The organism is Mangrovicoccus algicola (genome assembly GCF_014903745.1).
Lineage (GTDB): Bacteria > Pseudomonadota > Alphaproteobacteria > Rhodobacterales > Rhodobacteraceae > Mangrovicoccus > Mangrovicoccus algicola.
This window is the reverse complement of the sequence record NZ_JACVXA010000020.1, coordinates 24312-36681: the sequence shown is the minus strand read 5'-3', so window position 1 is coordinate 36681 and position 12370 is coordinate 24312. Positions and strand designations below refer to the sequence as shown.

Annotated in this window: 11 protein-coding genes; 8 read left to right on the top strand and 3 right to left on the bottom strand. The window is 68.5% G+C overall.

All coding sequences use genetic code 11. The features are described 5' to 3' along the window. Positions 1-181: 181 nt before the first annotated feature. The 5 genes from ICN82_RS08675 to ICN82_RS08655 all read left to right on the top strand — a co-directional run bounded on the left by ICN82_RS08675 (position 182) and on the right by ICN82_RS08655 (position 4597). Complete coding sequence (locus ICN82_RS08675) at positions 182-781, top strand: Maf family protein (RefSeq protein WP_193181723.1); 600 nt, start codon at positions 182-184, stop codon at positions 779-781. Further along, positions 778-1611 (top strand): shikimate dehydrogenase, encoded by an 834-nt coding sequence (locus tag ICN82_RS08670; RefSeq protein WP_193181722.1) that lies wholly within the window; start codon positions 778-780, stop codon positions 1609-1611. The genes ICN82_RS08675 and ICN82_RS08670 overlap by 4 nt, the downstream gene beginning before the upstream one ends. Beyond that, complete coding sequence (gene coaE / locus ICN82_RS08665) at positions 1608-2201, top strand: dephospho-CoA kinase (RefSeq protein ID WP_193181721.1); 594 nt, start codon at positions 1608-1610, stop codon at positions 2199-2201. The genes ICN82_RS08670 and coaE overlap by 4 nt, the downstream gene beginning before the upstream one ends. Next, entirely contained in the window at positions 2194-2931 is a 738-nt protein-coding gene (gene dnaQ / locus ICN82_RS08660) for a DNA polymerase III subunit epsilon (protein ID WP_193181720.1), read from the top strand. Before coaE ends, dnaQ begins: the two co-directional genes overlap by 8 nt. A gap of 148 nt (positions 2932-3079) precedes the next feature. Continuing rightward, entirely contained in the window at positions 3080-4597 is a 1518-nt protein-coding gene (locus tag ICN82_RS08655) for an acetyl-CoA hydrolase/transferase family protein (RefSeq protein ID WP_193181719.1), read from the top strand. 53 nt (positions 4598-4650) lie between these two features. On the opposite strand, the gene secB is transcribed toward ICN82_RS08655, so the two are convergent. Together secB and ICN82_RS08645 are read right to left on the bottom strand one after the other, a co-directional pair. After that, positions 4651-5142, bottom strand: coding sequence for a protein-export chaperone SecB (gene secB, locus ICN82_RS08650; protein WP_193181718.1), 492 nt, complete (start codon positions 5140-5142; stop codon positions 4651-4653). Between the two features lie 156 nt (positions 5143-5298). Further along, the gene (locus ICN82_RS08645; RefSeq protein WP_193181716.1) at positions 5299-5808 is read right to left on the bottom strand and encodes an FxsA family protein; all 510 of its coding nucleotides are present in this window, start codon (positions 5806-5808) and stop codon (positions 5299-5301) included. 94 nt (positions 5809-5902) lie between these two features. Between ICN82_RS08645 and ICN82_RS08640 the strand changes: the two genes are divergently transcribed. Continuing rightward, positions 5903-6565, top strand: a complete 663-nt coding sequence (locus tag ICN82_RS08640; protein ID WP_193181714.1) for a Tim44/TimA family putative adaptor protein — start codon at positions 5903-5905, stop codon at positions 6563-6565. 18 nt (positions 6566-6583) lie between these two features. Then, complete coding sequence (locus tag ICN82_RS08635) at positions 6584-7207, top strand: Smr/MutS family protein (protein WP_193181712.1); 624 nt, start codon at positions 6584-6586, stop codon at positions 7205-7207. A 6-nt stretch (positions 7208-7213) separates the two neighbouring features. On the opposite strand, the gene mutS is transcribed toward ICN82_RS08635, so the two are convergent. Continuing rightward, the gene (gene mutS / locus ICN82_RS08630) at positions 7214-9847 is read right to left on the bottom strand and encodes a DNA mismatch repair protein MutS (RefSeq protein WP_193181710.1); all 2634 of its coding nucleotides are present in this window, start codon (positions 9845-9847) and stop codon (positions 7214-7216) included. A 177-nt stretch (positions 9848-10024) separates the two neighbouring features. On the opposite strand from mutS, the gene ICN82_RS08625 reads away from it, so the two are divergent. Beyond that, positions 10025-12280 carry an NADP-dependent malic enzyme gene (locus ICN82_RS08625; protein WP_193181709.1) on the top strand — a complete coding sequence of 752 codons (2256 nt, stop codon included), beginning with the start codon at positions 10025-10027 and terminating at the stop codon, positions 12278-12280. The last annotated feature ends 90 nt before the right edge of the window (positions 12281-12370 follow it).

The window sequence follows — 12370 nt, the reverse complement described above, 5'->3', positions numbered from 1 at the left end:
TGAGGATTCGATTTCGCGAGGAGGATTGTCCACACAGGGCGCCGCCGATTCCCGCACAGCCGGCAAAGCGGGGGTGGGACTCTCTGACATCTCGGCGAAACCGGCGCGTCTCTGGCCTTGCCTGATCTTATCCGCTATCCGGCCACAGATTCTCCAAGACAGGAGTCACAGGGTTATCCACATGCCGGTCGATCTGATCCTCGCCTCTTCCTCTGCCATCCGGGCCGAGCTTCTGCGCAATGCCGGGCTCGGGATCGAGACCCTGCCCGCCCGCATCGACGAGGAGGCGATCCGCGCCTCCTTCGCGGCAGAGGGGATGGACGCGCGGGACGTGGCGGATGCGCTGGCCGAGGCGAAGGCGGCCAAGATCAGCGCCAAGCGCCCCGGCATGCTGGTTCTGGGCTGCGATCAGGTGCTGGAGCATCGCGGCGCGGTCATCGGCAAGCCCGAAACGCCCGAGGCGGCGGCGGACCAGCTGTCGCGGCTGCGCGGCGACCGCCACACGCTGCTTTCGGCGGCGGTGGTCTATCGCGACGGCGAACCGCTTTGGCGGCATGTCGGCGTGGCGCGGCTTGAGATGCGGGCGTTTTCGGAGGCCTATGCGGCGGATTACCTGGCCCGCAACTGGGACAGCATCCGCCATTCCGTGGGCGGCTACAAGCTGGAGGAGGAGGGCGTGCGCCTGTTCTCGCGCATCGAGGGCGACCATTTCACCATCCTCGGCCTGCCGCTGATGGAGCTTCTGGCCTGGCTGACCCTGCGCGGGGACATCGCCGGATGAGCCTGCGCATTCCGCTGGCCGGCGTCATCGGCAACCCGATCGGGCATTCCAAGTCGCCGCGGATGCACGGGCACTGGCTGGCCCGCCAGGGGATCGCCGGGCATTACATTCCGATGGAGGTGGAGCCCGCCGACCTGGCCTCCGTGCTGGAAACCCTGCCGCGGGCCGGCTTCGCCGGGGTGAATGTCACCATTCCCCACAAGGAGGCGGCGCTGGCCGGCGCGCGGCGCGCGACGCCGCGGGCGCGGGCGATCGGCGCGGCGAACACGCTGACCTTCCTGCCCGGCGGCGGCTACGAGGCCGACAATACCGACGGCTACGGGTTTCATGCCAACCTCGCCGGCGCGGCAGAAGGGTGGCAGGCGCAGGACGGGCCGGTTGCCGTCTTCGGGGCCGGCGGGGCGGCGCGGGCGATCCTGCATGCGATGCTGGAGGCCGGCGCGCCGGAAATCCGGCTGATGAACCGGACCCGGGCCCGGGCCGAGGGACTGGCCACGGCTTTCGGTCCCAGGGTGCGGGTGCTGGACTGGGGCGAGACGGATGCCGCGCTGAAGGATGCGGCGACCGTGGTCAACACGACCTCCCTGGGCATGGCGGGCCAGCCGGCCTTCGATCTTGACCTGTCGGCCATGCGGCCCGGCATGCTGGCCACCGATATCGTCTATACCCCTCTGGAGACGCCCTTTCTCCAGGCGGCGGCACGGCGCGGGGCGCAGGTGGTCGACGGGCTGGGCATGCTGCTGTGGCAGGGCGTGCCGGGGTTCAACCGCTGGTTCGGCGGCGATGCGCAGGTGACGGCAGATCTGCGCGCGCTGATGCTCGCCCCATGAGCCGGCCCGTTCGCCTCGGCCTGACCGGCTCCATCGGCATGGGCAAGTCGACCACGGCGCGGATGTTCGTCTTCGAAGGCTGCGAGCTGTGGGATGCGGATGCCGCGGTGCACCGGCTCTATGCGCCGGGCGGCGCGGCCGTGGCCGGGATCGCGGCGCTGCATCCGGCGGCCGTTCGCGACGGGGCCGTGTCGCGCGCCGCGCTGAAGGCGTGGATCGCCGCGGATGCCGGCGCGCTTTCGCGGATCGAGGCGCTGGTCCATCCGCTGGTCGCGGCCGACCGGGCCGGCGTGGTGTCGCAGAGCCGGGCGCGGATCGTCGTCTGCGATATTCCCCTGCTGTTCGAAAACGGGACCGAGGCCGAGATGGATGCCGTCGCGGTCGTTTCCGCCCCGGCGGAGGTCCAGCGCGCGCGGGTGCTGGGCCGACCCGGCATGACGGAGGCCGACTTCGAGATGATCTTGGCGCGGCAGATGCCGGATGCGGAGAAACGGCGCCGCGCGGATTACCTGATCGAGACGGTGGACATGGAGACGGCCCGCCGTCAGGTTCGGGCGGTGATAGCGGATCTGGAGGCAAACCATGCGTGAGATCGTTCTGGATACCGAAACCACCGGCTTCGACCCGGATACGGGCGACCGGGTGGTCGAGATCGGCGCGGTGGAATTGTGGAACCACCTTCCCACGGGCAAGACCTATCATCAGTATATCAATCCGGCGCGCGGCATGCCGTCCGAGGCTTTCGGCGTGCACGGGATCGGTCCCGACCTGCTGAATCCGCCTCGCCCGGCGCAGGGCAAGGAGGTCACGCTGCTTGACAAGCCGCTCTTCGAACGGATCGGCCGTGACTTCGCGGCCTTCATCGGCGAAGAGGCCCGGATCGTCGCGCATAATGCCGCTTTCGACCACAAGTTCCTGAATTTCGAGCTGACCCGCATGGGGCTTGCGCCGATCGCGCGCGAACGGGTGGTGGACTCGCTGGCGATTGCCCGCCGCCGTTTTCCCGGCTCGCCGGCCTCGCTGGACGCGCTGTGCCGGCGCTTCGGCATCGACAATGGCGAACGGGACCTGCACGGCGCCCTTCTCGATAGCCAGATCCTGGCGGAGGTCTATCTGGAACTGGTCGGGGGGCGGCAGCCCGGGCTGGAACTGGCGGCGGGCCGCCGCAGCGGCGACGGCGGCGATCACGGCAGCAACTGGAAGCCGGCGCCGCGTCCCGTCCCCCTGCCCCCGCGGCTGAGCGACGAGGAACGGGCCGCGCATGCGGCTTTCGTCGCGGGCCTCGGCGAAGAGGCGCTGTGGCGGAAATTCGGCGCCTAGGCCCGGTCCAAGCTATGCGCTGAATGCATATCGCTATGATAGCGATATAGAACAAAAGGAAATTTTCCGGATACGGAATTTTGCCATTTGCAAGCCTTCCCGGCGCGCGGCACGACAGGTTCGACCGAATGCAGCCAGGGAGGACCAGATGCTACAGCAGGCGCGTATCCGCAATTCCGATTTCCGGTCGAAGATCATGAGCGCCGAGGATGCGGCCGCGCTGATCTCCGACGGCTCGACCATCGGCATGAGCGGCTTCACCGGATCGGGCTATCCCAAGGCGGTGCCGCTGGCGCTGGCCGACCGGATCCGCGCGGAACACGCGCGCGGCAATCCGTTCCGGGTGAAGATCTGGACCGGCGCCTCCACCGGCCCGGAGCTGGACGGGGCGCTGGCGGAGGCCGACGGGATCGAGTTCCGCCTGCCCTACAATTCCGACCCGGTCGCGCGTCAGCGCATCAATGACGGGCGGATGGATTACGTAGACATGCATCTCAGCCAGGTCGCGCCGATGGCCTGGCAGGGTTTCCTCGGCCGGCTCGACACGGCGGTGATCGAGATCGCCGGCATCACGCCCGAGGGCGATCTGATCCCCTCTTCCTCGGTGGGAAACAACAAGACCTGGCTGGATATCGCCGAGCGCATCATCCTGGAGGTGAATGACTGGCAGAGCCCGCTGCTGGACGGGATGCATGACATCTACTATGGCACGGCGCTGCCGCCGAACCGCGTTCCGATCCCGCTGATCCGTCCGGATGACCGCATCGGCCAGCCGCATTTCCGCGTCGATCCCGCCAAGGTGGCGGCCGTGGTGGCGACGGATGCGCCGGATCGCAACGCGCCCTTTTCGCCGCCCGGCGCTACCGCCGAGGCGATCGCGGGACATATCCTGGAGTTCCTGACCTGGGAGGCCCGGCGCGCCGGCCTGCCGCCGTCGCTTCTGCCGCTTCAATCGGGGGTGGGCAACGTGCCCAACGCCGTGATGGCCGGGCTGATCGATACGCCCTTCGAGCAGATGACCGCCTTCACCGAGGTGATCCAGGACGGCATGCTGGACATGATCGAGGCCGGGACCCTGCGCGTCGCCTCGGCCACGGCGTTTTCGCTTTCGCCGGAAAAGGCGCAGTATTTCAACGACAACGCCGCGCGGTTCCGGGACAGGCTGATCCTGCGCCCGCAGGAGATCTCCAACAATCCCGAATTGGTGCGCCGTCTGGGCTGCATCGCGATGAACTGCCTCATCGAGGCGGATATCTACGGCAACGTCAACTCGACCCGCATCATGGGATCACGGGTGCAGAACGGGATCGGCGGCTCGGGCGATTTCGCCCGCAACGGCTATCTGTCGATCTTCATGACCCCCTCGACCGCCAAGGGCGGCGCGATCTCGGCCATCGTGCCGCAATGTTCGCATGTCGATCATATCGGGCAGGACGTGCAGGTCTTGGTGACCGAACAGGGCCTGGCGGATCTGCGGGGCCTGTCGCCCCGCCAGAAGGCGGAGGCAATCGTCGCCAGATGCGCCCATCCCGCCTATCGCCCGATGCTGGAGGACTACATGGCCCGCGCCGCGCGGCTCAGCCACGGGCAATACGCGCCGTCCCTGCCCTCGGAGGCGCTCAGCTGGCACCAGCGCTTCATGGAGACGGGCAGCATGATGCCCTGACATGAAAAGAGGGAGCGCCTGCGCTCCCTCCGCCTGCGTCCCGCGTCGCCGGTTCAGTTGACGGCCGGGGTCTCCGGCTGCTGTGCGGCGGCCCGGCGGGCGATCTCGTTGCGGTAGATGCCCATGAAGTCCACGTTCTCCAGGTTCAGCGGTGGGAAGCCGCCGTCGCGGGTCACGTCCGACACGATGCGGCGCACGAAGGGGAAGATCATCCGCGGGCATTCGATCATCAGGAACGGATGCAGCTGCGCCTCCGGCACGCCCTCGATCAGGAAGATGCCGGCATAATCCAGGTCCATGCGGAACAGGACGTCATCGCTGTCCTTGTTCTTCGAGGTGACGGTGAATTTCGTCTGCACCTCGTACTGGTTGTCGGCCGGGCGCTTCTTGGCGTCGAGATTGACCTGCACCTGGACATCGGGCTTCACGTCGCCCTGGACGCCCTTCTGGGCCACGATGTTCTCGAAGGACATGTCGCGGATGAACTGGCCAAGGATCTGCATCTTGACCTGGGGTTGCTGCGGGGCTGCGCCGTTCTCGGCCATTGGGACTCTCCCGTTTGAATGTCCCGGCGGTTGTTAGCAGGAAGCGCCGGGCGTCTCAATGGCGGCGGGCGGGTAACTTGGGCGCAGCCGGGGCGCGAAACCCGGAGAAAGACGCCGTTTTCCGGGGAAAACGACATGAATCCGTCACATACCGGGTCAGCGGCGGGTCCAGCCCGAGGGCGCGCTGCCCGGCCGCGGGGGCAGGTCGTCGGGATCCACCTCGGTGAAATCGCCCTCGATCGTGTCGCTGCGGCCGGGACCGCGGCGCGGGCCGGCGCCGGGGGGCATGCCGCCGCCCATGTTCACGTAGACCCCCTGCATCTTCACGTTGCGGCGCATCCAGCCGAAGGCCGCCACGCGCACCGCGGGGATCAGCAGCAGGAAGCCCACCGTGTCGGTGAAGAACCCCGGCGTCAGCAACAGCGCCCCGGCGAAGAGGATCATCGCGCCATGGACCATGTGCTCGGCCGGGTTGCCGTCCCCGGCCATGGCGCGCTGCAGCTTCTGCAGCACCTGGCCGCCCTGCTTGCGCATCATCGCGTGGCCGATCACCGCCGTCAGAAGGACGATCGCCAGGGTCGGCCACAGACCGATCAGCCCGCCGACCTGGATGAACAGCCCGATCTCGATCAGCGGCACGGCGATGAATGCGATCAACAGCCACATCTGGGCAGTCTCCCTTTGCTCTGGTCCGGTGGACTTGGGTGTATCGAGCCCTTACATAGGGAAGACACCGGGTCGTTACCACCAGAGGCTGCCAATGAGCTCATCCGTCATCGAACTTCTCGTGCTCGCGGGCATCGCGATCTTCCTGATCCTGCGCCTGAAGAACGTGCTGGGCACACGCGGCGGATTCGAGAAGCCCCCGGTGCAGGTCCCGGCCCAGGAGGCCCGGCAGCCGCGCCCGGATTTCGAGGTGATCGAGGGCGGCCCGGATCGCGACATCGTCGATCACGTCGACAGCGGCAGCCCCGCCGCCGAGGCGCTGGCCAAGATGAAGGCGGCAGAGCCGGCCTTCATCGTCGGCGAGTTCCTGCAGGGGGCGCGTGGTGCCTACGAGATGATCCTGATGGCCTTCGAGCGCGGCGACCTGTCGGAGGTGCGCGACTTCCTCGCGCCCGAGGTGCATGACAGCTTTCTCGACGTGATCCAGGAACGCGAGCGCCAGGGGCTGACGATCGACGCCAATTTCGTGGGGATCCGCGAACTCGTGCTGGTCGGCGCCGCCTTCGACGATGCCACCCGCGAGGGCGAGGTGACGGTGCGCTTCACCGCCGAGGTCACGTCGGTCGTGCGCGACGTCAACGGCACCACGGTCGAGGGCGATCCCAACCTCATCAAGCGCCAGCGCGACATCTGGACCTTCGGCCGGGTGATGGGCAGCGACGATCCCAACTGGCAGCTCGTCGCCACCGGCGCCTGAGCCGGGCGGGGACGGGGCATGGCACGCAAGCGGCGCGGCCTGAGCGAGGAGGATCGCGCCATCTGGGACCGGGTGGCGGCATCGGTCACGCGCCACGCGCCGGCGACCCAGCCTGCGCCCGCCGCCGATCGGACGGCCCCGCCCAAGGCCCCTGCCCCCCACCCTGCCCGCGAGGCCGGGTCTTCGGTTTCCGGGAACCGCATTCCCGAATTCCGCATCGGCGAACGCGCCCGCCCGGGGGCTGCGCGCCACGAGATCAGCCCCCCCATTTCCGAGCAGATCGCCCGCAATCCGGTGCGCATGGACAGCAAGGCCTTCGGCCGCATGAAAAAGGGCAAGCTGGCGCCCGAGGCGCGGATCGACCTGCACGGCATGACCCAGGACCGGGCGCATCCGGTGCTGACGCGGTTCATCTCGGAAAGCTACATGCGGCAGATGCGGCTGGTGCTGGTCATCACCGGCAAGGGCAAGGACCGCGACGAGCCCGGCCCGATGCCGGTGCCGCGCGGCGTGCTGAAGCACCAGGTGCCGCAATGGCTGACCAGCGGCCCCCTGCGCCTGATGGTGCTGCAGATCGCCGAGGCGCATCTGAAACACGGCGGCACCGGCGCCTATTACGTCTATCTGCGCCGCCACCGCTGACGGCGTTCAGCCGGCCGTCAGCCCCTTGAGTTCATACAGCATCTCCAGCGCCTCGCGCGGGCTCAGCGCATCGGGATCCACCTGCCTCAGCCGCATCTCCGCGGCGGATGGCGCGGCGGCCGCGGCCGGGGCAGCGGGGGGCGGTGCGGCGGCGGCAAACAGCGGCAGGTCCTCCATCGCAGCGCGGCCGCGCCCCTCGCGCTCGCCCTGTTCCAGCCGGCCCAGAACCTCGCGGGCGCGGGCGATCACCGTGTCCGGCAATCCCGCCAGCCGCGCCACCTGCACGCCATAGCTGGCCGCCGCGGCGCCGTCCTTCACCTCGTGCAGGAAGATCACCTCGCCCTGCCATTCCTTGACCGCGACGGTGGCATTGACCACCCCCGGCAGTGTGTCCGCCAGCTGGGTCAGTTCATGGTAATGCGTGGCGAAAAGCGCGCGGCAGCGATTGGCGCCGTGCAGATGTTCCAGCACCGCCCAGGCGATGGACAGCCCGTCATAGGTCGCCGTGCCGCGTCCGATCTCGTCGAGGATCACCAGCGCGCGGTCATCCGCCTGGTTGAGGATGGCGGCGGTTTCCACCATCTCGACCATGAAGGTCGAGCGCCCGCGCGCCAGGTCGTCCGAGGCGCCGACGCGGCTGAAGATCTGGCTGACCAGCCCGATGCGGGCCGTGGCCGCGGGCACGAAGCTGCCGATCTGGGCCAGAAGCGCGATCACCGCGTTCTGCCGCAGCCAGGTGGATTTGCCGGCCATGTTCGGCCCGGTCAGCAGCCGGATCGCCGCGCCGCCGGTGGCGCTGAGCCGGCAGTCATTGGCGACGAAGGGATCGCCCGAGCGGCGCAGCGCCTCCTCGACGACGGGGTGGCGCCCGGCCTCGATCTCGAAGGCGCGGCTGTCATCCACCTGCGGGCAGCACCAGTCGCGATCCTGTGCCAGATCGGCCAGCCCGGCATGCAAATCCAGTTCGGCCATGGCCCGCGCAGCGGTGGAAATGGCGGCCGCCTCCGCCAGGCAGGCCTGGCGCAGGGTCTCGTGGATGCGCAGCTCGATCCCCTGGGCCTCGCCCCCGGCATTGAGGATGCGGCTTTCCAGCTCGGTCAGCTCCGGCGTGGTGAAGCGCAGCGCATTGGCCGTGGTCTGGCGGTGCCGGAACCGGTCGGCCAGCGGTTCGGCCAGCATCTTCTGCGCATGGGTCGCCGGGGTCTCGATGAAATAGCCCAGCACGTTGTTATGCTTGACCTTCAGCGCCCCGATCCCGGTTTCCTCGGAATATTTCCCCTGCAGCGCGGCGATATAGCCGCGGCCCTCGTCGCGCAGCTGCCGCGCGGCATCCAGATCGGCGTGATAGCCCGGCGCGACAAAGCCGCCCTCGCGCGCCAGATGCGGCGGCTCGGCGACCAGCGCGCTTTCCAGTTCGGCCAGGATGGCCGGTTCCGTGCCCAGATCCTGCGCCAGCGCGGAAAGCGCGGGAGGCAGGGCGCCATCGAGTTCCGCCGCCAGCGCCGCCGCCGCGGCCAGCCCGTCGCGGATCGCGGCCAGGTCGCGCGGCCCGCCGCGTTCCAGCGAAAGCCGCCCCAGCGCCCGGTCCATGTCGGGGACGCGTCGCAGCCCGTCGCGCAGCCTGTCGCGCAGCGCCGCCTCGGCATGCAGCGCCGCCACCGCCTCCAGCCGGTCCCGGATCAGGCCGAGGTCGCGCGAGGGGGTCGCCAGCCGGTTCGCCAGCAGCCGGCCGCCCGGCGCGGTCAGCGTCCGGTCGATCGCGGCAATCAGCGATCCCTCGCGGCCGCCGGACAGGGCCTGCACCAGTTCCAGGTTGCGGCGGGTTGCGGCGTCGATCTGGACCGTGCCGCCGGGGTCTTCGCGCCGGGGCGGCGACAGCCGCGGCAACCGCCCTTTCTGGGTGATTTCCAGGTAGTCGATCAGCCCGCCGAGCGCCGCCTGTTCCACCCGCGAGAAGCTGCCGAAGGCATCGGGGCCGTCGACGCCATAGGCGCGCGCGATCCGCCCTGCGGCGGCCTGGCTGTCGAAACTGGCAGGCCCCAGCGGGGTCAGCACCATCGCCATGTCCCGGGCCGTGTCGCGCAGCCCTTCCTCGGCGGTCGCGGCGCAAAGCAGCTCGCGCGGCATCAGCCGTGCCAGGAGCGGCCCCAGGGCAAGCCGCGGACAGGGCGCCACGGCCAGCATCCCGGTGGAGATGTCGCACCAGGCCAGCGCCCCCTCGCCGCGCAATTCCGCATGGGCCGCCAGGTAGTTGTTCGCGCGCGCCTCCAGCAGGCTGTCCTCGGTCAGCGTCCCGGCCGTGACCACCCGTGTGACCCCCCGTTTCACCACCGATTTCGAGCCGCGCTTCTTGGCCTCGGCGGGGTCCTCCAGCTGCTCGCAGATGGCCACGCGGAATCCCTTGCGGGTCAGCTGGTGCAGATAGCCCTCGGCGGCATGGACCGGCACGCCGCACATCGGGATGTCCTGGCCCTGGTGCTTGCCCCGCCGGGTCAGCGCGATGTCCAGCGCGCCCGCCGCCGCCACCGCGTCCTCGAAGAACATCTCGTAGAAATCGCCCATGCGGTAGAACAGCAGGTCGCCCGGATGGGCGGCCTTGATTTCCAGGAACTGGGCCATCATCGGCGTGACGTCGGACATGCGCGGCTCTGCCTCTCGGAGGTGGTGCCCGTGGTATGGCGTTCGGGCGCCGGGAATACAACCATCGCCACAGCTCTCAGGTTTCCTTACCAAAACAGGCCCTTCGCCCGGGAATGAGACAGTTGAGGCAGGCCGGCAAACCCCGTATTACGCCGCAACCAACAGGAGGGGAGCCGCATGTCCAAGAGCAAGATCACCCGCGAGGAGGCCCTGGCCTTCCACCTGGAACCCTCGCCGGGCAAGCTGGAGATATCGGCATCGGTTCCGATGAGCACGCAGCGCGACCTGAGCCTGGCCTATTCTCCCGGCGTCGCCGTCCCCTGCGAGGAAATCCACGCCAATCCCGAGACCGCCTATGACTACACGTCCAAGGGCAACCTGGTGGCGGTCGTCTCCAACGGCACCGCGGTGCTGGGCCTGGGCAACCTGGGCGCGCTGGCCTCCAAGCCGGTGATGGAGGGCAAGGCGGTTCTGTTCAAGCGCTTCGCCGACGTCAATTCGGTGGATATCGAGCTGGATACCGAGGACCCCGAAGAGATCATCAAGGCCTGCCAGCTGATGGGCCCGACCTTCGGCGGGATCAACCTCGAGGACATCAAGGCGCCGGAATGCTTCATCATCGAGCAGCGCCTGAAGGAGACGATGGACATCCCCGTCTTCCATGACGACCAGCACGGCACGGCGGTGATCTGCGCGGCGGGACTGATCAACGCGCTGCATCTGTCCGGCAAGAAGATCGAGGATTGCCGCATCGTGCTGAACGGGGCCGGCGCGGCCGGGATCGCCTGCCTGGAACTGCTCAAGGCGATGGGTGCGCAGCAGGACAACTGCATCATGTGCGACACCAAGGGCGTGATCTACCAGGGCCGCAGCGAGGGCATGAACCAGTGGAAGTCGGCCCATGCCGCCCGCACGGATCTGCGCACGCTCGAAGAGGCGATGAAGGGCGCGGACGTGTTCCTGGGCGTCTCGGTCAAGGGGGCGGTGACGCCGGACATGGTCGCGTCGATGGCCGACAACCCGGTGATCTTCGCCATGGCCAATCCCGATCCGGAAATCACCCCCGAACAGGCCCACGAGGTCCGTCTTGATGCCATCGTGGCGACCGGGCGGTCGGATTATCCCAACCAGGTCAACAACGTGCTGGGCTTTCCCTACCTGTTCCGCGGGGCGCTGGACATCCATGCCCGGGCGATCAACGACGAGATGAAGATCGCCTGCGCGCGGGCGCTGGCGGAACTGGCGCGCGAGGACGTGCCCGACGAGGTGGCGGTGGCCTATGGCCGCAAGCTGAGCTTCGGGCGCGACTACATCATCCCCACGCCCTTCGATCCGCGGCTGATCCACGTGATCCCGCCGGCGGTGGCGAAGGCGGGGATGGCGACCGGCGTGGCGCGCCGCCCGATCGTCGACATGGAGGCCTATGAACAGCGCCTGAAGGGCCGGATGGATCCCACGGCGCCGATCATCGAGGGGCTCTATGCCCGGGCGCGCAAGGCGCAGGCGCAGATGATCTTTGCCGAGGGCGACGATCTGCGCGTGCTGCGCGCGGCGGTGGCCTATCAGCGCGCGGGTCATGGCAAGGCGGTGGTCGTCGGCCGCGAGGAGGATGTGAAGCACAAGCTGGAAGCCTCGGGGCTGGGCGATGCGGTGCGCGAATTGCGGGTCATCAACGCCGCGAACACCACCCATCTGGATGCCTATAAGGGGTTTCTCTACAAGCGGCTGCAGCGCAAGGGCTTCGACCATTCCGACATCAACCGCATGGCGGGGCGCGACCGTCACGTGTTCTCGGCGCTGATGCTGGCCCATGGCCATGGCGATGCGCTGATTACCGGGGCGACGCGCAAATCCGCCCATGTGCTGGACCAGATCGGCCATGTCTTCGACGTCTCGGCGGCCGATGGCGCGGTCGGCGTCACGGCGCTCCTGCATCGGGGGCGGGTCGTGCTGATCTCGGATACGCTGGTGCATGAATGGCCCGAGGCCGAGGACCTGGCCCATATCGCCATCAAGGGCGCCAAGGTGGCCCGCGGGCTGGGACTGGAGCCGCGCGTCGCCTTCGTCAGCTTCTCGACCTTCGGCTACCCCGTTTCCGAACGGGCCGAGAAGATGCATCTCGCCCCGGCATTGCTGGACGAGATGGGTGTCGATTTCGAGTATGAGGGCGACATGACGGCGGATGTGGCGCTGAACATGGACCTGATGAAGGACTATCCCTTCTCGCGCCTGACCGCGCCGGCCAATATCCTGGTCGTGCCGGCCCGGCATTCGGCCTCGATTTCGGTCAAGATGATGCAGCAGCTGGCCGGGGCGACGGTGATCGGGCCGATCCTGACCGGCGTGCCGAAGCCCATCCAGATCTGTTCGGCCAGTTCCACCGTAAATGACATCCTGAACATGGCGGTGGTGGCCGCGGCGCGACTGGGCTGAGCTTCCGCAGCGGAAAAAATCGTTTCACGTGAAGCACTCCCGTCCTGTATCACGGGGCGGGGGCGCGCGCCCTCCGGCGGCAGGAGAGAC